The 20033-nt window shown below is 66.6% G+C and carries 18 protein-coding genes and 1 tRNA gene; 13 read left to right on the plus strand and 6 right to left on the minus strand.

The window, feature by feature from the left end; translation table 11 throughout:
- Nucleotides 1-7 precede the first annotated feature (7 nt).
- The 5 genes from gabD (at nt 8) to BLR75_RS08375 (ending at nt 5742) form a co-directional block, all read left to right on the plus strand.
- Nucleotides 8-1456, plus strand: a complete 1449-nt coding sequence (gene gabD / locus BLR75_RS08355; protein ID WP_084313238.1) for an NADP-dependent succinate-semialdehyde dehydrogenase — start codon at nt 8-10, stop codon at nt 1454-1456.
- Nucleotides 1457-1493: 37 nt separating this feature from the next.
- Nucleotides 1494-2768, plus strand: coding sequence for a 4-aminobutyrate--2-oxoglutarate transaminase (gene gabT / locus BLR75_RS08360; protein WP_084313239.1), 1275 nt, complete (start codon nt 1494-1496; stop codon nt 2766-2768).
- Nucleotides 2769-2913: 145 nt separating this feature from the next.
- The gene (gene gabP / locus BLR75_RS08365; protein WP_084313240.1) at nt 2914-4311 is read left to right on the plus strand and encodes a GABA permease; all 1398 of its coding nucleotides are present in this window, start codon (nt 2914-2916) and stop codon (nt 4309-4311) included.
- 287 nt (nt 4312-4598) lie between these two features.
- A tRNA-Gly gene (locus BLR75_RS08370) sits at nt 4599-4674 on the plus strand.
- A 318-nt stretch (nt 4675-4992) separates the two neighbouring features.
- Nucleotides 4993-5742 (plus strand): succinate dehydrogenase iron-sulfur subunit, encoded by a 750-nt coding sequence (locus BLR75_RS08375; RefSeq protein ID WP_084313241.1) that lies wholly within the window; start codon nt 4993-4995, stop codon nt 5740-5742.
- A gap of 52 nt (nt 5743-5794) precedes the next feature.
- On the opposite strand, the gene BLR75_RS08380 is transcribed toward BLR75_RS08375, so the two are convergent.
- A complete protein-coding gene (locus BLR75_RS08380) occupies nt 5795-6835 on the minus strand; it encodes an ornithine cyclodeaminase (RefSeq protein ID WP_084313242.1) in 1041 nt (346 codons plus the stop codon).
- 206 nt (nt 6836-7041) lie between these two features.
- Here BLR75_RS08380 and BLR75_RS08385 point away from each other — a divergent pair, with 206 nt between their 5' ends.
- Nucleotides 7042-7536 carry an Lrp/AsnC family transcriptional regulator gene (locus BLR75_RS08385; RefSeq protein ID WP_084313243.1) on the plus strand — a complete coding sequence of 165 codons (495 nt, stop codon included), beginning with the start codon at nt 7042-7044 and terminating at the stop codon, nt 7534-7536.
- Between the two features lie 15 nt (nt 7537-7551).
- Here BLR75_RS08385 and BLR75_RS08390 read toward each other — a convergent pair whose 3' ends face one another.
- From BLR75_RS08390 to BLR75_RS08400, 3 genes are all read right to left on the minus strand, one after another.
- Entirely contained in the window at nt 7552-7962 is a 411-nt protein-coding gene (locus BLR75_RS08390; RefSeq protein WP_084313244.1) for a PA2817 family protein, read from the minus strand.
- A 72-nt stretch (nt 7963-8034) separates the two neighbouring features.
- Nucleotides 8035-8460 (minus strand): PA2816 family glutamine-rich protein, encoded by a 426-nt coding sequence (locus BLR75_RS08395; protein WP_084313245.1) that lies wholly within the window; start codon nt 8458-8460, stop codon nt 8035-8037.
- A gap of 85 nt (nt 8461-8545) precedes the next feature.
- Nucleotides 8546-10975: an acyl-CoA dehydrogenase gene (locus BLR75_RS08400; RefSeq protein WP_084313246.1), complete on the minus strand. Its 2430-nt coding sequence runs from the start codon at nt 10973-10975 to the stop codon at nt 8546-8548.
- 234 nt (nt 10976-11209) lie between these two features.
- Between BLR75_RS08400 and BLR75_RS08405 the strand changes: the two genes are divergently transcribed.
- The 3 genes from BLR75_RS08405 to BLR75_RS08415 all read left to right on the plus strand — a co-directional run bounded on the left by BLR75_RS08405 (nt 11210) and on the right by BLR75_RS08415 (nt 13614).
- Nucleotides 11210-11827 carry a glutathione S-transferase family protein gene (locus BLR75_RS08405; protein ID WP_084313247.1) on the plus strand — a complete coding sequence of 206 codons (618 nt, stop codon included), beginning with the start codon at nt 11210-11212 and terminating at the stop codon, nt 11825-11827.
- A 78-nt stretch (nt 11828-11905) separates the two neighbouring features.
- Entirely contained in the window at nt 11906-12838 is a 933-nt protein-coding gene (locus BLR75_RS08410; RefSeq protein WP_084313248.1) for an ABC transporter ATP-binding protein, read from the plus strand.
- Complete coding sequence (locus BLR75_RS08415; RefSeq protein WP_084313249.1) at nt 12835-13614, plus strand: ABC transporter permease; 780 nt, start codon at nt 12835-12837, stop codon at nt 13612-13614. The genes BLR75_RS08410 and BLR75_RS08415 overlap by 4 nt, the downstream gene beginning before the upstream one ends.
- 268 nt (nt 13615-13882) lie before the next feature.
- Here the strand turns inward: BLR75_RS08415 and BLR75_RS08420 are convergent, their stop codons facing one another.
- Both BLR75_RS08420 and BLR75_RS08425 read right to left on the minus strand, forming a co-directional pair.
- On the minus strand, nt 13883-15199 hold the full coding sequence (locus BLR75_RS08420; protein WP_084313250.1) for a heavy metal sensor histidine kinase: 1317 nt from the start codon (nt 15197-15199) through the stop codon (nt 13883-13885).
- Nucleotides 15196-15876, minus strand: a complete 681-nt coding sequence (locus BLR75_RS08425) for a heavy metal response regulator transcription factor (protein ID WP_084313251.1) — start codon at nt 15874-15876, stop codon at nt 15196-15198. Before BLR75_RS08425 ends, BLR75_RS08420 begins: the two co-directional genes overlap by 4 nt.
- Nucleotides 15877-16027: 151 nt before the next feature.
- Here BLR75_RS08425 and copI point away from each other — a divergent pair, with 151 nt between their 5' ends.
- The 4 genes from copI (at nt 16028) to queF (ending at nt 20011) form a co-directional block, all read left to right on the plus strand.
- Entirely contained in the window at nt 16028-16573 is a 546-nt protein-coding gene (gene copI / locus BLR75_RS08430) for a copper-resistant cuproprotein CopI (RefSeq protein WP_084313252.1), read from the plus strand.
- A 14-nt stretch (nt 16574-16587) separates the two neighbouring features.
- The gene (locus tag BLR75_RS08435; RefSeq protein WP_084313280.1) at nt 16588-18195 is read left to right on the plus strand and encodes a copper resistance system multicopper oxidase; all 1608 of its coding nucleotides are present in this window, start codon (nt 16588-16590) and stop codon (nt 18193-18195) included.
- A gap of 8 nt (nt 18196-18203) precedes the next feature.
- Nucleotides 18204-18911: a copper resistance protein B gene (locus BLR75_RS08440; RefSeq protein ID WP_084313253.1), complete on the plus strand. Its 708-nt coding sequence runs from the start codon at nt 18204-18206 to the stop codon at nt 18909-18911.
- A 269-nt stretch (nt 18912-19180) separates the two neighbouring features.
- Nucleotides 19181-20011 carry an NADPH-dependent 7-cyano-7-deazaguanine reductase QueF gene (queF, locus tag BLR75_RS08445; RefSeq protein WP_084313254.1) on the plus strand — a complete coding sequence of 277 codons (831 nt, stop codon included), beginning with the start codon at nt 19181-19183 and terminating at the stop codon, nt 20009-20011.
- The last annotated feature ends 22 nt before the right edge of the window (nt 20012-20033 follow it).

Genomic DNA, 20033 nt, shown 5'->3' on the forward strand with positions numbered 1-20033 from the left:
AGAACCCGTGCAACTCAAAGACTCCAGCCTGTTCCGCCAGCAGGCCTATATCGACGGCGCCTGGGTGGATGCCGACAGCGGCCAGACCCTCAAGGTCAACAACCCGGCCACCGGCGAGACCATCGGCAGCGTGCCGAAGATGGGCGCCGCCGAGACCCGCCGCGCCATCGAGGCCGCCGACCGCGCCCTGCCGGCCTGGCGCGCGCTGACCGCCAAGGACCGCGCCAACCGCCTGCGCCGCTGGTTCGAGCTGATGATCGAGAACCAGGACGACCTGGCCCGCCTGATGACCATCGAGCAGGGCAAGCCGCTGACCGAGGCCAGGGGCGAGATCGCCTACGCCGCTTCGTTCCTCGAGTGGTTCGCCGAGGAAGCCAAGCGCGTCTACGGCGACATGATCCCCGGCCACCAGCCGGACAAGCGCCTGATGGTGATCAAGCAGCCCATCGGCGTCACCGCGGCCATCACCCCGTGGAACTTCCCCTCGGCGATGATCACCCGCAAGGCCGGCCCGGCCCTGGCCGCCGGCTGCACCATGGTGCTCAAGCCCGCCTCGCAGACCCCGTACTCCGCCCTGGCCCTGGCCGAGCTGGCCGAGCGCGCCGGCATTCCGAAGGGCGTGTTCAGCGTGGTCACCGGTAGCGCCGGCGAAGTCGGCGGCGAGCTGACCGGCAACCCGATCGTGCGCAAGCTGACCTTCACCGGTTCCACCGAGATCGGCCGCCAACTGATGGCCGAGTGCGCCAGGGACATCAAGAAGGTGTCCCTGGAGCTGGGCGGCAACGCGCCCTTCATCGTCTTCGACGACGCCGACCTGGACGCTGCCGTAGAAGGCGCGCTGATCTCCAAGTACCGCAACAACGGCCAGACCTGCGTCTGCGCCAACCGCCTGTACGTGCAGGACGGCGTGTACGACGCCTTCGTCGACAAACTCAAGGCTGCCGTCGCCAGGCTGAATATCGGCAACGGCCTGGAGCAGGGCATCACCACCGGCCCGCTGATCGACGCCAAGGCCGTGGCCAAGGTGCAGGAACACATCGAGGATGCCGTGAGCAAGGGCGCCAGGGTCGTCGCCGGCGGCAAGCCCCATGCCCTGGGCGGCACCTTCTTCGAGCCGACCATCCTGGTCGACGTGCCGAAGAACGCCGCCGTCGCCAGGGAAGAGACCTTCGGCCCGCTGGCGCCGCTGTTCCGCTTCAAGGACGAGGCCGAGGTGATCGAGCTGTCCAACGACACCGAATACGGCCTGGCCGCCTACTTCTACGCCCGCGACCTGAGCCGCGTGTTCCGCGTCGGCGAGGCGCTGGAGTACGGCATCGTCGGCATCAACACCGGAATCATCTCCAACGAGGTCGCCCCCTTCGGCGGCATCAAGGCCTCGGGCCTGGGCCGCGAAGGTTCGAAGTACGGCATCGAGGACTACCTGGAAATCAAATACCTGTGCATCGGCGTGTAACGCGCGTCCGCCCACCCATTCCTGACCTGGAGACAGCATGAACAGCAACCAGAGCCTGCAACAACGGCGCATGGCCGCCATCCCGCGCGGCGTCGGCCAGATCCACCAGATCTACGCCGAGCGCGCCGAGAACGCCACCATCTGGGACGTGGAAGGCCGCGAGTACCTGGACTTCGCCGGCGGCATCGCCGTGCTCAACACCGGCCACCTGCACCCGAAGGTGATGGCCGCCGTGCAGGAGCAGATGGCCAGGCTGACCCACACCTGCTTCCACGTGTTCGGCTACGAGGGCTACGTGGCCCTGGCCGAGAAGATCAACGGCATGCTGCCGGGCGACTTCGAGAAGAAGACCCTGCTGGTGACCACCGGCGCCGAAGCGGTGGAGAACGCCATCAAGATCGCCCGCGCCGCCACCGGCCGCAGCGGCGTGATCGCCTTCACCGGCGCCTACCACGGCCGCACCCACTACACCCTGGCGCTGACCGGCAAGGTGGTGCCGTACTCCGCCGGCCTGGGCCTGATGCCCGGCGGCGTGTTCCGCGCGCAGTACCCGAACGCGCTGCACGGCGTGTCGGTGGACGAGTCCATCGCCAGCATCGAGCGCATCTTCAAGAACGACGCGCAGCCGCGCGACATCGCCGCGATCATCCTCGAGCCGGTGCAGGGCGAGGGCGGTTTCAACCCGGCGCCGAAGGACTTCATGCAGCGCCTGCGCGCCCTCTGCGACGAGCACGGCATCGTGCTGATCGCCGACGAAGTGCAGACCGGCGCCGGGCGTACCGGCACCTTCTTCGCCATGGAGCAGATGGGCGTCGCCGCCGACCTGACCACCTTCGCCAAGTCCATCGCCGGCGGCTTCCCGCTGGCCGGGGTGGCGGGCAAGGCCGAGCTGATGGACGCGGTGGCCCCGGGCGGCCTGGGCGGCACCTACGCCGGCAACCCGGTTTCCTGCGCCGCCGCCCTGGCGGTGATCGAAGCCTTCGAGGAAGAGAACCTGCTGGACCGCGCCAAGGCCGTGGGCGAGATCCTCGGCGCCGGCCTGCGCCGGATCGGCGAGCGCCACGCCAGCATCGGCGAAGTGCGCACCCTCGGCGCCATGGTCGCGGTGGAGCTGTTCGAAGCCGACGGCCAGACCCCGGCCGCCGAGCTGACCGCCAGGATCGTCGCCAAGGCGCGCGACAAGGGCCTGGTGCTGCTGTCCTGCGGCACCTACTACAACGTCCTGCGCATCCTCGTGCCGCTGACCGTCAGCGACGCCGATCTCGAGCGTGGCCTGGCCATCATCGGCGAGTGCTTCGACGAACTGGCCTGACACCTTCAGTCACCCCTGGTCTTTTGCTCAACCCGTCTCTGCCCTGGGTACCGTCCCGGGCAGGACGGGCTTTTTTGCTCCCGCGTCCGGTGATCGCGGGTGCCGATATCGCTCTCACGGGCACGACAAGAACAAAGGTAATGCCATGCAGACACACCAGAACAACTTGAGTCACGGGTTGAAATCGCGGCATGTCACCATGCTGTCCATCGCCGGCGTCATCGGTGCCGGCCTGTTCGTCGGTTCCGGCCGCGCCATCGCCGAAGCCGGTCCCGCCACCATCCTCGCCTACATCCTCGCCGGCGCGCTGGTGGTCCTGGTGATGCGCATGCTGGCCGAAATGGCCGTCGCCTCGCCGGATACCGGCTCCTTCTCCACTTACGCCGACCAGGCCATCGGCAAGTGGGCGGGCTATACCATCGGCTGGCTCTACTGGTGGTTCTGGGTCCTGATCATCCCCATCGAAGCCAACATCGCCGCCACCATCATCAACAGCTGGGTGCCGCAACTGGATATCTGGGTGTTGTCGCTGGCGATCACGCTCCTGCTGACCGCCACCAACCTGTTCAGCGTGAAGAACTACGGCGAGTTCGAATTCTGGCTGGCGCTGGTGAAGGTCGCCGCCATCGTCGGCTTCATCATCCTCGGCGCCTGCGCCATCTTCGGCCTGTTGCCCGGCTCGGGCGTCAGCGGCGTTTCGCGCCTGTGGGACACCGGCGGCTTCATGCCCAACGGCTTCGGGGCCGTGCTCAGCGCCATGCTGATCACCATGTTCTCCTTCCTCGGCGCCGAGGTGGTGACCATCGCCGCCGCCGAATCCGACGAGGCCGGCAAGCATATCTCCAAGGCCACCAACTCGGTGATCTGGCGGATCACGCTGTTCTACATCCTGTCGATCTTCATCGTCATCGCCCTGGTGCCCTGGAACGATCCGCGCCTGGCCAGCGAAGGCTCCTACGTCACCGTGCTCGACACCCTTGGCGTGCCCCATGCCAAGGCCATCATCGACTTCGTCGTGCTGACCTCGGTGACCAGCTGCCTCAACTCCTCGCTCTACACCGCCTCGCGCATGCTCTACTCGCTGAGCCGCCGCGGCGACGCCCCGGCCTGCGCCCAGGCGACCACCAGCAGCGGCACCCCGATCTATGCCGTCCTGCTGTCCACCGGCGCGGCCTTCCTGGCCGTGATCGCCAACTACCTGGTGCCCTCCAAGGTGTTCGGCTTCCTCATGGCCAGCACCGGCGCCATCGCCCTGCTGGTGTACCTGGTCATCGCCATCTCCCAGCTGCGCCTGCGCAAGCGCATGATGGCCAGCGGCAGGATCCTGAGCTACCGCATGTGGCTGTTCCCCTGGCTGACCTGGGGCGTGATCCTGTTCATCAGCGGCGTTCTGGTGCTGATGCTGTTCCGCCCGGATCACCGCGTCGAAGTGGTTTCCACCATGGTCCTGGCCGTCCTCGTGGTCTGCTCCGGCCTGCTGATCACCCGCCGTCGGGCACGGGAAGAGCAGGGGGCCGCAGTGGCGCAGGGAGTGCGGGGCTAGGTCTTCGGTCGAGCCCGGTCGAACAAAGGCACGCCTTCGGGCGTGCCTTTGTTCGAGACCGGAAAGGGCCGCCTGCAGGTGATGGCCGGACGAATGACCGGGGAAGTGGAAAAGTTGGCGTTGGATCTTGCCAAGCACGATTGGCAAGTCCATAATTGCGCCCGCTGTCGCGCTGGCTGGCGAGAAAAACTCTTATTAATCAAGGAGTTAGGTTAAATCTCGGTTGCCGCGCCAGGCAGCTGAAAGAGGCCGCAAGTCCTTTTTCGATTCTTGCCGCAAGGCAATATGCGGGAATAGCTCAGTTGGTAGAGCACGACCTTGCCAAGGTCGGGGTCGCGAGTTCGAGTCTCGTTTCCCGCTCCAGATCATGATCTGCAGACGGTTCATCGAAGTCTGTAAATCGTTGAAAAAAAGGGCCGAAAGGCCCTTTTTTCGTTCCAGCAGATTCCACTGGAATCCAGGGCCTTGGCCCGGACGGCTGGAAAACCCTGGCCCTCCCTGGCCTCGATGGCCTCTCGAGTGCATACCTCCAGGTGCCTGTCCCGGGATCGCTCCTCGGGAAGCGCGTGCGCTTGACACAGCGGCCCCACCGCCAAGACTGTCCGATAGGAAGACCGGATCTGGTTCCGCACCCGACCCGGTTTGGCGCAACGGGGGCGGGCAGGCCCGGGAGCGAACAAGATGAAAATCCGTATCTATCGTTATCTTCCGGACGAAGATGACGCGCCGCGCATGCAGGACTACAGCTACGACCTGCAGCCGGGCGAGGACATGATGGTGCTCGACCTGCTGGAGCACCTGAAAACCCAGGACCAGACGCTGACCTACCGGCGCAGTTGTCGCGAGGGCGTCTGCGGCTCCGACGGCATGAACATCAACGGCGCCAACTGCCTGGCCTGCATCACCAGCGTCTCGACCTTGCTCAACGGCGGGCAACTGCCGTCCGGACAGCCGATCAGGCCGCTTCGGGGCGATGTGGACATCGTCATACGGCCGCTGCCCGGCTTGCCCGTGATACGGGACCTGGTCGTCGACATGAGCATGTTCTACAGGCAGTACGAGCGGATAAGGCCCTATCTCATCAACGACGAGCCGCCACCTGCCATCGAGCGGCTGCAGTCGCCGGAGGACCGGGAAAAGCTGGATGGGCTGTACGAATGCATCCTGTGCGCGTGCTGCTCGACGCAGTGCCCATCCTGGTGGTGGAACCCGGAGCGGTTCATCGGCCCTGCGGGCTTGTTGAACGCCTACCGCTTTCTTGTCGATTCCCGCGACACGGCTACCGAAGAACGACTGGCGGCCCTGGACGACCCGTTCAGCGTGTTCCGTTGCCGCTCGATCTACAACTGCATTTCGTTCTGCCCGAAAAGGCTCAAGCCGCGGGCGGCCATCGGGCATATCGAGAAGATGCTGCTGAAGCGGGGCACCTGACCGCTCTCCATTCGACGCGGCCCCGGAACGAACTCCGGGGCCGCGTCTTTCTTCACGCCGCCGAAATCATCCGTTCGGCCGGCACGATCAGCTGATAGAGATCCTTCGGATTTTCCGGCAGCGGCACCAGCTCGATGTTCTGGCCGATGTTCAGCCGGCGCGCCGTGTCGTGCAGGTAGCGCAGGGCGGAGAAGTCCTCGAGGGCGAAGCCGACCGAGTCGAACAGGGTGATCTGCTCGTCGGACTGGCGGCCTTCGGCCCGGCCGGTCAGCACCTGGTGGAACTCGGTCACCGGGAAGTCCGCCGGCATCTGCTGGATTTCGCCTTCCGCGCGGGTCTGCGCTTCGAATTCGACTATCACCCGCGCCCGGTCGAGGATCGCCGCTTCCAGCTCGGTCTTGCCCGGGCAGTCGCCGCCCACGCCGTTGATGTGCATGCCGGGTTCCAGCATATCCGCCGTGAGGATGGTGGCGTTGGTCTTGTCCGCCGTCACCGTGGTGACGATATCGGCGCCGCGCACCGCCTCGCGTACCGAGGCGGCGGGGATGACCTTCAGGCCCGGCACGCCGGCGAGGTTGCGCTGCAGTTTCTGCGTCGCCGCCGGGTCGATGTCGAAGATGCGGATCTCGTCGATGCCGAGCAGCTCGTGGAAGGCGATGGCCTGGAACTCGCTCTGGGCGCCGTTGCCGATCAGCGCCATGCGGCGGGAATCCTTCCGCGCCAGGGACTGGGCGACCAGCGCCGAGGTCGCGGCGGTGCGGATGGCGGTGGTGAGGGTCAGCTCGCTGAGCAGCACCGGGTAGCCGCTATCGACGTCGGCCAGCACGCCGAAGGCCATGACGGTGAGCATGTCGAAGCGGATGTTCTTCGGGTGCCCGTTCACGTACTTGAAGGAGTACAGCTTGCCGTCGTCGGTCGGCATCAGCTCGATGACACCCTGGGGGGAATGGTTGGCGATGCGGGCGGCCTTGTCGAAGCTCGGCCAGCGCCGGTAGTCCGCCTCGATGTAGGCGGCCATGGTCCTGATCGCCGGGGCCAGGCCGACCCTGCCGACCAGCTTGCCGACATCTTTCACATCAACATATAGCGTCATGGAGTGCACCCTTCGATCGTGCTTGCACGACCCCTGCTGCGGGCTGATGCGATGGTCCGGGTTCGAAGCCCGACGGCACGCTCATCGTATCGGCCGGGTCGCTTTACTTGGAAGTGCTACCAGTCTATCTACCGGAGTGGGAAATTCTTTGCTTTCGAGTGCGCGCTTTCCGTTCAATCGGGAAAGACCGACCAAATTGGTGCCAAATGAAGAAAAAACATTCCAAAGGCGCGGAGCTCGATGCGACCGATCTCGCCATGCTCGATCTGCTCCAGCGCGATGCCAGCCTGTCCAATGCCGACCTGAGCGAGCGCCTGTCGCTCAGCGTCACGCCCTGCTGGCGGCGGCGCAAACGCCTGGAGGACGAGGGCTACATCGCCGATTACCAGGCCAACCTGGACCGCCACCGGCTCGGCCTGGACATCCTGGCGTTCGTCCACGTGCGTTTCGCTTCCCATGCGGACAATGCATCGGATCGCTTCGAGGAACTGGTGAAGGGACTGCCGGAGGTGCTGTCCTGCCACAAGATCACTGGCGACGCCGATTTCCTGTTGCAGGTGCTGGAGAAGGACCTGGATGCCTACAGCGATTTCGTCGAGAACGTGCTGCGCAGGCAGCCGGGCATCGCTTCGATCCAGTCGAGCCTGGCGCTGCGGGAGATCAAGTCGACCCACCGCATCCGGGTGCCGCGGCCGACCTGATCCTGATAGGGCGGGTCAGTGCTTCGGCGCGTCTTCCGGCAGCGCCAGCAGCTGCTTTTCGCGGTTCCAGTCGAAGGTTTCGCCGCGTTCTTCCGCTTCGAAGCGGCGCTCGTCGAGCTGCTGGTACATGGCCAGTTCGTCGTCGGGCATGAAGTGCAGGCAGTCGCCGCCGAAGAACCACAGCAGGTCGCGCGGCACCAGGTGGGCGATCTGCGGATAACGGTGGAACACCTGGGAAATCAGGTCCTGGCCGAGGTACTGGGCGCCGACCGGGTCGCGTGGCAGCTCGGCCAGCAGTTCGTCGAAGCGTTCGAGGAACAGGCCGTGGTTGTCCTCCGGAACCTGCTCGGCTTCGCCCAGGGCGCCGAGAATGGTGCGCAGGTGCTGGAGCAGGGCGAAATGATGGTCGAGATAGGCGTTGGCCATGGCGGTCCTCCGGGGGGCGAAGCTGAAACGGCAGCGGAGTATATAGGTTCGCGCCGCGGAACGCCGGACGGATCAGCGGAAGGGAGCGGACTGGATCACCCGCTGGCGATTCTGGATGGTCTGCCGCTGCAGGTCGATCTGCTGCTGTTGCTGCTGCAGGCGGAACTGCTGCATGTCGCTCTGCTGGCGCTGGATCATCTGGTCCTGCAACTGGCGCTGCTGGTTCTGGCGCTGCTGGGCGTCGTATTCGCGGTTGAGTTTCTGCTGCTCCACCTGCAGGCGCTGGTCCTCGTACTGCAGGCGGCGCGTTTCCTGGTCGCGCTGGCGCTGGTCGGTCTGCCGGCGCAGGACGTCCTGCTGCCGTTGCGTCGGATCGACCAGGTTCGGCAGCGGCTGGTAGGGGATGGGTTTGCTCGGATACAGCCAGCTGTCGGCCCCGGCACCGGTGGCGGCGCCGATCAGCAGCAGGCCGGCGAGCAGCGAAGGCAGGGGACGCATGGCATCGCTCCGTGGGGCTTGGACTCCAGTGTGCACCCGCCGCGTCCCTGCGGCGTGTCGGGCTGACCGTCGGGTTCCGCCAGCCTCAGCGGGCGCCGAGTTCATCCCTGGCGAAGTCGTCGACGTCGATCACCTGCCGGCGCGCGCGTTCCGCCTGTTGCAGGCGTTCCGCCGCCTCGCTGTCGATGGCGCCGGCCGCCAGCGCGGCGCTGATCGGCGATTCGCCCGGAGCCGGCCGCACCCGGCCGTCGCGCAGTGCCTCGTGCAACTGCTTCTGCGCCGGCGCGGCGTCGCGCAGCAGGTCGTAGGCCACCGCCAGCTTGCCGACCGGGTCCTCCGGATCGCCCGGCAGGTAGGCGCCGGCGAGGATCGCCTGCAGCGCCGGGTCGCCCAGCGGATGGCCGAGGATGCCGGCGATCTCCGCGTCCAGCTTGTCGCCCGGGCCGCGATGGCGGCGGCCCAGAGGCAGCACCAGGGCCTTCAGCGCGCAGCCGAGCCAGCAGTTGGGGAAGTTGTCCAGCAGCCCGGCCAGCGCCGCCTCGGCCTTGCACAGGTTCTCTTCCAGCGCCCAGCGCAGCAGCGGTTGCAGGTACTCCGGGTTGTTCTGGTCGTGGTAGCGCTTGAGCGCCGCCGAGCCGAGGTAGAGGTGGCTCAGCGCGTCCCCCAGCCGGGCGGAGAGGCGCTCGCGGCGCTTCAGCTCACCGCCGAGCAGCATCATGCTGAAGTCGGCGAGCAGGGCGAAGGCCGCCGCCAGGCGGTTCAGCGCGCGGTAGTAGCGGCGGCTGACGCGGTCGCCGGGCACCTGGTCGAAGGCGCCGAAACCGAGGCCGAGCAGCAGGCTGCTGGCCGCATTGCTGACGGCGAAGCCGACGTGCCTGAGCAGCAGCCGGTCGAACTCGCGCTCGGCCTGGGTGGTGTCGTCGCGCTGGGCCAGGGCCATTTCCTCCAGCACGTAGGGATGGCAGCGGATGGCGCCCTGGCCGAAGATCATCAGGTTGCGCGAGAGGATGTTGGCGCCTTCCACGGTGATCGAGATCGGCGCGGTCTGCCAGGCGCGGCCGAGGTAGTTGTTCGGCCCGAGGACGATGCCCTTGCCGCCGTGGATGTCCATGGCGTCGGCGATGCAGTCGCGGCCGCGCTCGGTGAGGTGGTACTTGAGGATCGCCGAGAGCACCGAGGGTTTTTCGCCGAGGTCCACCGCGCTGGCGGTGAGCATGCGCGCGCTGTCCATCATCCAGGCGTTGCCGCCGATGCGCGCCAGGGCTTCCTGTATCCCTTCGAAGGCGCCGATCGGCACGTTGAACTGCTCGCGGATCTGCCCGTAGCGGCCGCTGACGTAGCTGCACGCCTTGGCCGCCGCGGTGCCGGCCGCCGGCAGGGAGATCGAGCGGCCGACCGACAGGCAGTTCATCAGCATCATCCAGCCCTTGCCGATCATTTCCTGGCCGCCGATGACGAAGTCCAGCGGCACGAACACGTCCTTGCCGGAGTTCGGCCCGTTCATGAAGGCGGCGCCCAGCGGCAGGTGGCGGCGGCCGATCTGCACGCCGGGGGTACTGGTCGGAATCAGCGCCAGGGTGATGCCGAGGTTTTCCTCGCCGCCCAGCAGGCGATCGGGGTCATGGCACTTGAAGGCCAGGCCGAGCAGGGTGGCGATGGGGCCGAGAGTGATATAGCGCTTTTCCCAGGTCAGGCGCAGGCCGAGCACTTCCTCGCCTTCCCACTGACCCTTGCAGACCACGCCGACGTCGGTCATGCCGCCGGCGTCCGAGCCGGCCAGCGGGCTGGTCAGGGCGAAGCAGGGGATTTCCTCGCCCTTCGCCAGGCGCGGCAGGTAGTGCTGGCGCTGTTGGTCGGTGCCGTAGTGCAGCAGCAGCTCGGCCGGGCCGAGGGAGTTCGGCACCATCACGGTGGAAGCCAGATCGCCGCTGCGGGTGGCGAGCTTCATCACCACCTGGGAGTGGGCGAGGGCGGAGAAGCCCTTGCCGCCGTATTCCTTCGGGATGATCAGGCCGAAGAAGCCCTGCTCCCTGATGAAGGCCCAGGCGTCCTCCGGTAGGTCCATGCGCCGGCCGAGCTCCCAGTCGTCGACCATGGCGCAGAGCTGCTCGGTGGGGCCGTCGACGAAGGCCTGCTCCTCTTCGCTCAGCTGCGGGCGCGGGTAGTCCAGCAGCTTGTTCCAGTCCGGCCGGCCGCTGAATAGCTCGCCGTCCCACCACACGGTGCCGGCCTCGATGGCCTCGCGCTCGGTGTCGGACATCGGCGGCAGGGTCTTGCGGAACCAGGCGAACAGCGGCGCGCTGAACAGCGTGCGGCGCAGGTCCGGCAGCAGCAGCGAGAGGGTGACGGCGAGCCACGGCAGCCAGAGCAGGATCATCCAGGCGTGGGCATGGCTGAACAGCCCCATGAGGATCAGGTAGACGGCGACGATGCCGAGCGCGAGCGCCGGAGCGACGCGCCGGTGGGCCAGCCAGGCCACGCCGAGGATCAGTACCACCAGCCAGAGCAACAACATGCGGGATTCCCTCTCGATAAGCCGCGCCAGTCCATCAAGCTTAGACGGCTGGCAGCGAAGCGCTCTGGAACGGGCTTGCGCGGCTCTCCCATAGACGCAGCCCGGATGGATGAACGCCATCGATAGTCATCATCGATATGCCAGCCTTTTTTCTTCCGGGCTTCCCCGCTAGGGTGGTCGAATGCGGCGCCGCATGCGCCGTCACTCCATCAACCGGCGGAAGGATTGCAAGGCATGCTGAAGATCTGGGGCAGGAAGAACTCGTCCAACGTGCGCAAGGCGCTGTGGTGCGCCGAAGAGGCCGGGCTGGCCTACGAGCGGGTGGAGGCCGGCGGCGCCTTCGGCGTGGTCAACGAGCCCGAGTACCGGGCGAAGAACCCCAACGGCCTTGTGCCGATGATCGAGGACGGCGACTTCGTGCTCTGGGAGTCCAACGCCATCGTCCGCTACCTAGTGGCGAAATACGCGCCGCAGTTCCAGCCGGTCGACCTGCAGCTGCGCGCCAGCGCGGACCGCTGGATGGACTGGACCACCTCGTCCTTCGCCGGGCCGTTCCGCACCGTCTTCTGGGGCACCCTGCGCACCCCGCCGGAGCAGCGCGACGAGGCCGCCATCGCCGCCGCCCTGGCCGAATGCGGGCGCCTGCTGGCGATCCCCGAGCGGACGCTGGCGACGCAGCCGTACCTGTCCGGCGAGCACTTCGGCATGGGCGACATTCCGCTCGGCAGCTTCATCTACGCCTGGTTCGAAATGCCCATCCAGCGCCCGCAGCTGCCGTACCTGGAGGCCTGGTACGGGCGGCTGCAGCAGCGCCCGGCCTATCGCAAGGCGGTGATGACGCCGCTCACCTGAGATGCAACAAAAGGTTGCAATTAACGGTCTCGACCCTTATCTAGCTGTTCCTTTTTCCGCTCTGCCACGGGAAACCCAATGAGTTCCGCGCTTTCCATCCGTCAATTGACGAAGACCTACGGCAACGGCTTCCAGGCCCTGAGGGGCATCGACCTGGAAGTCGCCGAGGGCGATTTCTTCGCCTTGCTCGGCCCCAACGGCGCCGGCAAGTCCACCACCATCGGCATCCTTTCGACCCTGGTGAACAAGACCAGCGGCAGCGTCAGCGTGTTCGGCCATGACCTCGACCGCGAACCCTACGCGCTCAAGCGCTGCCTCGGCGTGGTGCCCCAGGAGTTCAACTTCAACCAGTTCGAGAAGGTCTTCGACATCGTCGTCACCCAGGCCGGCTACTACGGTATTCCGTCGAAAGTCGCCAGGGAGCGCGCCGAGAAGTACCTGACCCAGCTCGGCCTGTGGGACAAGCGCAATTCCGCCTCCCGCGAACTTTCCGGCGGCATGAAGCGGCGCCTGATGATCGCCCGCGCGCTGGTCCACGAGCCGCGCCTCCTGATCCTCGACGAACCCACCGCCGGGGTGGACATCGAGCTGCGCCGCTCGATGTGGAATTTCCTCACCGAGCTGAACCAGCAGGGCATCACCATCATCCTCACCACGCACTACCTGGAGGAGGCCGAGCAGCTCTGCCGCAACATCGCGATCATCGACCACGGCACCATCGTGGAGAACACCAGCATGCGCAAGCTGCTGAAGAAGCTGCACGTGGAGACCTTCCTGCTCGACCTCAAGGCCTCGGTGCAGCAGCTGCCGGCGCTGGACGGCTACCCGGCGCGGCTGGTGGACGACCATACCCTGGAAGTGCAGGTGGACAAGCAGCAGGGCATCAACGGCCTGTTCACCCAGCTCGGCGCCCAGGGCATCGAGGTGCTGAGCCTGCGCAACAAGACCAACCGGCTGGAGGAGCTGTTCGTGTCGCTGGTGGAGAAGAACCTGTCGAGGGTGGCGGTATGAGCAGCGAGCTGAACGCCAACTGGGTCGCCCTGCAGACCATCGTCTACCGCGAAGTGCGCCGCTTCGTGCGCATCTGGCCGCAGACCCTGCTGCCGCCGGCGATCACCATGGTTCTGTACTTCGTCATCTTCGGCAACCTGATCGGCCGGCAGATCGGCGAGATGGGCGGCTTCACCTACATGCAGTACATCGTGCCGGGGCTGATCATGATGTCGGTGATCACCAACTCCTACGGCAACGTGGTGTCGAGCTTCTTCGGCAGCAAGTTCCAGCGCAACATCGAGGAGCTGCTGGTATCGCCGGTGTCGCCGCACACCATCCTCCTCGGCTACATCGCCGGCGGCGTGCTGCGCGGGCTGGCGGTGGGGGTGATCGTCACGGTGCTGTCGCTGTTCTTCACCAAGCTGCAGATGCACCACCTGGGCATCACGGTGCTGGTGGTGTTCCTGACGGCGACGATTTTCTCCCTGGGCGGCTTCGTCAACGCGGTGTTCGCGCGCAACTTCGACGACATCTCGATCATCCCGACCTTCGTGCTGACGCCGCTGACCTACCTGGGCGGGGTGTTCTACTCGATCCACATGCTGCCGGCGTTCTGGCAGACCGTGTCGCTGGCCAACCCCATCCTGCACATGGTCAATGCCTTCCGCTACGGCATCCTCGGCGTGTCGGACATCCGTATCGGCACGGCCGTCGCCTTCATGCTGGTGGCGACCGTGATCCTCTATTTCTTCTGCGTGCGGCTGCTGGTCAGCGGGCGGGGGATGCGGCAGTAAGCTTCCTCCAATGGTGGGGGATGCCCGAGTAGGGCGAATAACGCGCCAGCGTCATCCGCCGCAAATGCATATCGGCGCATGAAGCGTTCCGCTTCATGCGCCCTACGTTCCGGGAGCCTGGTTGAGCGTAGGGTGGACGTCGCTTTTTACGTCCACCACCCTCCAATGGCGCACAGGTATTTGTAGGAGCCAGCTTGCTGGCGATCCTGGATTCCAGTCCTGCCGCGGAGTCGCCGGTAAACGCGATTGATCGCCAGCAAGCTGGCTCCTACAGGATTGGCGCGGTTGGGAGGGTGATGATGAACCGCGTCGATCCTTCCGCCGACTCGCAACGAATCTCCCCACCATGTGACCGCGCGATGGAACGGCAGATCGCCAATCCCAGCCCGGCGTGTTCGCCCCGTCCTTCCCGGCGGGCCGGGTCGGCGCGGTAGAAGCGCTCGAACAGGCGTGGCAGGCGTTCGGCAGGAATGGCCGGGCCCTGGTTCTCGACGCTGATCCGCCCCGTCTGCAGGCGAACCCGAATTGCCGAACCGTCCGGACTGAAGCGCAGGGCATTGTCCAGCAGGTTGGCCAGCACCCGCCGCAGCATGCCGCGATCGCCGCGCACCTGCATGTGTCCTTCGCGCTCCAGGCGGATTTCCCGGTCCTCGGCCAGCGGCGCGTAGAACTCCAGCAGCGCATCGACCTCATCGGCCAGCTCCAGCGGCTGCAGGTTAGGCGCCAGCAGGCCGTGGTCGGCCTTGGCCAGCAGGAGCATGTCGTTGACCATCGCGGTGAGACGCTGGAGTTCCTCCAGATTGCCGTGCAGGGCCTCGCGGTAGTCCTCCAGCGTGCGCGGGCGCGACAGCACCACCTGGGTCTGGGTCAGCAGGCCGGTGAGCGGTGTGCGCAGTTCGTGGGCGATGTCGGCAGAGAAGCCCGACAGGCGCTGGAAGGCGTCTTCCAGGCGGGCCAGCATTGCATTCAGTTCCTCGGCCAGGCCGCGCAATTCGACTGGCAGACTGCTGCTGTCCAGCCGCGTGGTCAGCGATTGCGCCGAGACGTTCGCCGCCGTCGCACTGATCCGCCGTAGCGGGCGCAGGCTGGCGCGGGCGGCCCAGGCTCCTAGCAGCGCGGTGGCGAGCGCGGCCAGGCCCATGGTCAGCCAGATCAGCCGCTGCATGCGCTGCAGGAAGTGCTGGTGGTGGGTGATGTCGAGCAGCAGGGCCAGGCGGATGCCGTCGGGGCGCGCGGGATCGAGCGGCGCGGCGAGTTCGCGCAGGGCTGGCGCTTCCTCGCCGGGCATGGCGGCCGCGGGCAGGCGTTCGAACCACGGACGGCCATCGGCACCATCGATACGCAGGCCGAGATCGGGATGGCGCTGCAGTTCCAGCAGCGCATTGGCCGAGGGTTGGCGTGCGGACGCGTCGAGCCCGGCGAGCGCCTCGCGGAAGATCGGCAGCTTGCTCGCCAGCAGTTGCCGGTCCAGTTCGACGAAATGCGCTTCGGCGGCGCGATTGAAGATGATCCCGGCGATCAGCGAGACGGCGGCGGTGACCGCGGCGAACAGCAGGCTCAGGCGCGTGGCGAGGGACGGCTTCATGGGTCGCGTTCTTCCAGCACGTAGCCCATGCCGCGCACGGTGTGGATCAGCCGGCGCGGGAAGTCGTCGTCGACCTTGGCGCGCAGGCGGCGGATGGCGACCTCGATGACGTTGGTGTCGCTGTCGAAATTCATGTCCCACACCTGCGAGGCGATCAGCGACTTCGGCAGCACCTCGCCGTGGCGGCGCAGCAGCAGCTCCAGCAGGGCGAATTCCTTGGCGGTCAGCTCGATGCGCCGGCCGCCGCGCTGCACCCGGCGGCGCAGCAGGTCGAGCTCCAGGTCGGCCAGTTGCAGGGTGGTTTCCTGCAGTTGCTGGCTGCCGCGACGGAGCAGGGTGCGCACGCGGGCGAGCAGTTCGACGAAGGCGAAGGGCTTGACCAGGTAGTCGTCGGCGCCGAGTTCGAGGCCGCGCACGCGGTCTTCCACGGCGTCGCGGGCGGTGAGGAACAGCACCGGCACCGCCAGCCCGGCCTGGCGCACGGACTGGAGGATCTGCCAGCCATCGCGGCCGGGCAGCATCACGTCGAGGATCAGCAGATCGTGGGCACCGGAGAGGGCGAGCTGCTCGCCTTCGGCGCCGTCGGCGCACAGGTCGACGGCGAAACCGGCCTCGCTCAGGCCCTGCTGCAGGTAGTGGCCGATGCGCGGCTCGTCTTCGACGATCAGCAGTTTCAATGCGGTTCTCCAGGATGGCGGACGACGGCGATTGTAGCGCCCGGGCGTTGCGGGCCGGGCCAAGCTGACAGAACTGTAATCTTCCTGACAGCGAGGTGGCAGGGGCGGTGGCGCACCATCGCTGCAATCCATCGCTACAAGGACCGATGCCATGCAACTGCGCCCGCTGTTCTCCGCCGCTTTCCTCGCCCTGGCTGCCACCATCAGCCTCCCGGCCCTGGCCCAGCCCGGGCATTCCTACGATTTCGGCAAGCCGGCGAAGGCCGAACAGGCCACCCGCACCGTGGAAGTGGTGATGGGCGAGATGTATTTCGAGCCGAAATCCCTTGACGTGAAAGCCGGCGAGACCGTGCGTTTCGTGCTGAAGAACGAGGGCAGCCTGCTGCACGAGTTCAACCTCGGCCGCGCCGCCATGCACGCCGAGCACCAGAAGCAAATGCAGCACATGCAGGACATGGGCATGCTCACCCCCACCGGCATGCAGCACGACATGGGCCAGATGAACCACGCCATGCCCGGCATGGACCACGGCCAGATGATGATGAAGCACGACGACCCCAACAGCGTGCTGGTGGAGCCGGGCAAGACCGCCGAACTGACCTGGACCTTCGGCAAGGCCACCACGCTGGAATTCGCCTGCAACGTCCCCGGCCACTACCAGGCGGGGATGGTCGGCGAACTGAACGTCAAGCCTTGATGTCGGGGGCGATCATGGGCAAAGGGAGATTGCTGCTGGGCGGCGTCCTGCTCGGCCAGGCGCTGCTGGCCGAGGCGGGCGTCTATGAACTGACCATCGGCGAAGGGCGCCTGCAGCTGTCCGACGGTCCGCGCAAGGCGCTCACCGTCAACGGCCGGACGCCGGCGCCGGAGCTGCGTTTCAGGGAAGGCGAGGAGGTCGAGATCCGCGTGCGCAACACCCTGGACCGCGACACCTCGCTGCACTGGCACGGGCTGATCCTGCCCTATACCCAGGACGGCGTGCCGGGCATCAGCTTCCCCGGGATCAAGCCGGGGCAGACCTTCACCTACCGCTTCACGGTGAAGCAGTCGGGCACCTACTGGTACCACGCGCATTCGGATTTCCAGGAAATCGAGGGGCTCTACGGCCCGCTGGTGATCGAGCCGAAGGGTCGCGAGCCGTATCGCTACGATCGCGAGTACACCCTGCTGCTGGCGGATTGGCACGACACCAAGCCGGAAACCGTATTCGCCAACCTGAAGAAGCAGAGCGACTACTACAACCACAGCCAGCGCACCCTCGGCGATTTCTTCGCCGACGCCAGCGCCAACGGCTGGTGGGCGACGGTCAGGGATCGCCTGGACTGGGGCGGCATGCGCATGACGCCCACCGATATCGCCGACATCGCCGGCTTCCGCTTCCTGGTCAACGGGCTGGACCCGCAGCAGAACTGGAGCGGGCTGTTCAAGCCCGGCGAACGGGTGCGCCTGCGGCTGATCAACGGTTCCGGGATGAGCTACTTCGACGTGCGCATCCCCGGGCTGAAGATGACCGTGGTGCAGGCCGACGGCAACGACGTGCAGCCGGTGACGGTGGACGAGCTGCGCATCGCCGTGGCGGAGACCTATGACGTGATCGTCCAGCCCCAGGACGAGCGCGCCTACACCGTCTTCGCCGAGGCCATGGACCGCAGCGGCTACGCCCGCGCCACCCTGGCGCCGCGCGAAGGCATGCAGGGCGAAATTCCGCCGCTGCGCGAGCGGCCGCTGCTGGGCATGGCGGACATGGGCATGGCCCACGAAGGGATGGATCACTCGGCCATGGCGGGCATGGACCATTCGGCGATGGGGCATTCCGCGCCGACGCCGCGTTCCGACTACGCCCCCGGCAGCGGCCTCACGCCGCAGCCGGCCAATCCGGGCGACCGGCTGCTGGTCTATGCCGACCTCAAGGCGATGCGGCCCTACGCCGACTACCGCGCTCCGGACCGCACCATCGAGTTCCGCCTGACCGGCAACATGGAGCGTTATTTCTGGTCGATGAACGGCAAGAAATACTCCGAGGCCGAGCCGATCCGCCTGACCTACGGCGAGCGCGTGCGCATCCGCTTCGTCAACGACACCATGATGACCCACCCCATGCACCTGCACGGCATGTGGATGCAGCTGGACAAGGGCAACGGCCGTTTCAACCCGCTCAAGCACGTGGTCAGCGTCGCGCCGGGCAGCACCCTGGACGTCGACGTGCCCGCCGACGCCATGGGCGAATGGGCGTTCCACTGCCACCTGATCTACCACATGGCCGCCGGGATGATGCGCAAGGTCATAGTCGAACCCGCGCCGGCCGCCAAGGCGCTCTAGGAGGCAGCATGAAAGGTATTTCGTGGGTTGCCTGCGTCGCAGCCCTGGGCCTGGCGCTGCCCGTGGAAGGCGCCGAGATGGACGACATGCCGCTGGGTTCGCTGCTGATCCAGCGCCTGGAAAGCCGGCTGCATGGCAACGACCATGCGCTCGCCTGGGAAGCCCAGGGCTGGTACGGCACCGACTACCGGAAGCTGCGCCTGAAGCTGGAAGGCGAACGCGACGCCGGCGGGCCGACCACCGACAACGAGGTGCAACTGCTCTACCAGCGCATGGTCGCCGACTTCTGGGACCTGCAGGCCGGCGTCCGCCACGACGACCAGCCCGGACCATCGCGCAGCTATGCCGTGCTCGGCGTGCAGGGGCTGGCGCCGCAGTGGTTCGAGGTGGACGCCAACCTGTTTGTCAGCGAGCGCGGCGATCCGTCGCTGCGCCTGGAAAGCGAGTACGAGGTGCTGCTGACCCAGAGGCTGATCCTGCAGCCGTCGCTGGAATACAACCTGGCCCTGGCCGACGACCGCGATATCGGCGTGGGCGCCGGCGGCAGCGAGCTGGAGCTGGGGCTGCGCCTGCGCTACGAGATCCGCCGGGAGTTCGCGCCGTATTTTGGCTACCAGTGGAACAGGCTGTATGGCCGCAACGGGGATATCGCCCGGAGCGAAGGTGAGGATGATGAAGAGGGGCAATGGGTGGTTGGGGTGAGGATGTGGTTCTGAAGATGGGGGAACGGATGGCGTAGGGCGGGTGCAACCCACCAGTCCACGCGGGAGATGCCCATGGTTCCCACGCTCCCGCGTGGGAACCATCCCGGGCGCTCCCGCGCCCCATTCGACGCGGGAGCGTCGAGAGCTGCATTCCCACGCAGGAGCGTGGGAACGATAATCCTGCCGGGCATCCCAAGGCTGAACTCGCCGCCCGATTTGTATACACTTGTCGCCCGCCGGCGACTCTGCCAGGCGTCGATCGATCCAGCAGGTTCCTTGTCATGCACCATCCCGCCGAACATTCACCGCTGGGCAAGTCCAGCGAGTACGTTTCCACCTATTCGCCCGAGCTGCTGTTCCCGATTTCCCGGGCCACCAAGTGGGCGGAACTGGGGCTGAGCGCCGAGACCCTGCCGTATCGCGGCGTGGACATCTGGAACTGCTACGAGCTGTCCTGGCTGACCCCGTCCGGCAAGCCGGTGGTGGCCATCGGCGAGTTCGCCATCCCGGCCGATTCGCCGAACATCATCGAATCCAAGTCGTTCAAGCTCTACCTCAACTCGCTGAACCAGAGCGCCTTCGAAAGTCCCGAAGCGCTGCGCGTGGTGCTCGAGCGCGACCTCTCCGCCGCGGCCGGCAAGTCGGTCGGCGTGCGCGTGCGTGGTCTCGACGAGGTGGCGGACGAGGGCGTCGCCAAGCTGGCCGGAACCTGCATCGACGATCTCGACGTGACGGTGGAGAGCTACGACCATCCGCGCCCGGAACTGCTGCGCTGCGACGACACGCAGCGGGTGGACGAGGTGCTCTACAGCCATCTGCTGAAGTCCAACTGCCCGGTCACCGGCCAGCCCGACTGGGGCACCCTGGTGGTGGAATACCACGGCCCGGCGCTGGACCCGGCCAGCCTGCTGGCCTACGTGATTTCCTTCCGCCAGCACCAGGACTTCCACGAGCAGTGCGTCGAGCGCATCTTCCTCGACCTGCAGCGCCTGCTGCAGCCGTCGCGCCTGACCGTCCATGCGCGCTATGTGCGCCGTGGTGGACTGGACATCAACCCGTACCGCAGCACGGAAGACGTGCGTCCGGACAACCGCCGGCTGGTCCGCCAGTGATGCGCGGAAACAGGGAATGCCT

The sequence above is a fragment of the Pseudomonas jinjuensis genome, assembly GCF_900103845.1.
Lineage (GTDB): Bacteria > Pseudomonadota > Gammaproteobacteria > Pseudomonadales > Pseudomonadaceae > Pseudomonas > Pseudomonas jinjuensis.

Excerpts from the sequence above, each read along its gene's own strand:
- gabT (WP_084313239.1), top strand. The coding sequence starts at position 1,494 with ATGAACAGCAACCAGAGCCTGCAACAACGGCGCATGGCCGCCATCCCG.
- gabP (WP_084313240.1), top strand. The coding sequence starts at position 2,914 with ATGCAGACACACCAGAACAACTTGAGTCACGGGTTGAAATCGCGGCAT.
- BLR75_RS08375 (WP_084313241.1), top strand. The coding sequence starts at position 4,993 with ATGAAAATCCGTATCTATCGTTATCTTCCGGACGAAGATGACGCGCCG.
- BLR75_RS08380 (WP_084313242.1), bottom strand. The coding sequence starts at position 6,835 with ATGACGCTATATGTTGATGTGAAAGATGTCGGCAAGCTGGTCGGCAGG.
- BLR75_RS08385 (WP_084313243.1), top strand. The coding sequence starts at position 7,042 with ATGAAGAAAAAACATTCCAAAGGCGCGGAGCTCGATGCGACCGATCTC.
- BLR75_RS08390 (WP_084313244.1), bottom strand. The coding sequence starts at position 7,962 with ATGGCCAACGCCTATCTCGACCATCATTTCGCCCTGCTCCAGCACCTG.
- BLR75_RS08395 (WP_084313245.1), bottom strand. The coding sequence starts at position 8,460 with ATGCGTCCCCTGCCTTCGCTGCTCGCCGGCCTGCTGCTGATCGGCGCC.
- BLR75_RS08400 (WP_084313246.1), bottom strand. The coding sequence starts at position 10,975 with ATGTTGTTGCTCTGGCTGGTGGTACTGATCCTCGGCGTGGCCTGGCTG.
- BLR75_RS08405 (WP_084313247.1), top strand. The coding sequence starts at position 11,210 with ATGCTGAAGATCTGGGGCAGGAAGAACTCGTCCAACGTGCGCAAGGCG.
- BLR75_RS08410 (WP_084313248.1), top strand. The coding sequence starts at position 11,906 with ATGAGTTCCGCGCTTTCCATCCGTCAATTGACGAAGACCTACGGCAAC.
- BLR75_RS08415 (WP_084313249.1), top strand. The coding sequence starts at position 12,835 with ATGAGCAGCGAGCTGAACGCCAACTGGGTCGCCCTGCAGACCATCGTC.
- BLR75_RS08420 (WP_084313250.1), bottom strand. The coding sequence starts at position 15,199 with ATGAAGCCGTCCCTCGCCACGCGCCTGAGCCTGCTGTTCGCCGCGGTC.
- copI (WP_084313252.1), top strand. The coding sequence starts at position 16,028 with ATGCAACTGCGCCCGCTGTTCTCCGCCGCTTTCCTCGCCCTGGCTGCC.
- BLR75_RS08435 (WP_084313280.1), top strand. The coding sequence starts at position 16,588 with ATGGGCAAAGGGAGATTGCTGCTGGGCGGCGTCCTGCTCGGCCAGGCG.
- BLR75_RS08440 (WP_084313253.1), top strand. The coding sequence starts at position 18,204 with ATGAAAGGTATTTCGTGGGTTGCCTGCGTCGCAGCCCTGGGCCTGGCG.
- queF (WP_084313254.1), top strand. The coding sequence starts at position 19,181 with ATGCACCATCCCGCCGAACATTCACCGCTGGGCAAGTCCAGCGAGTAC.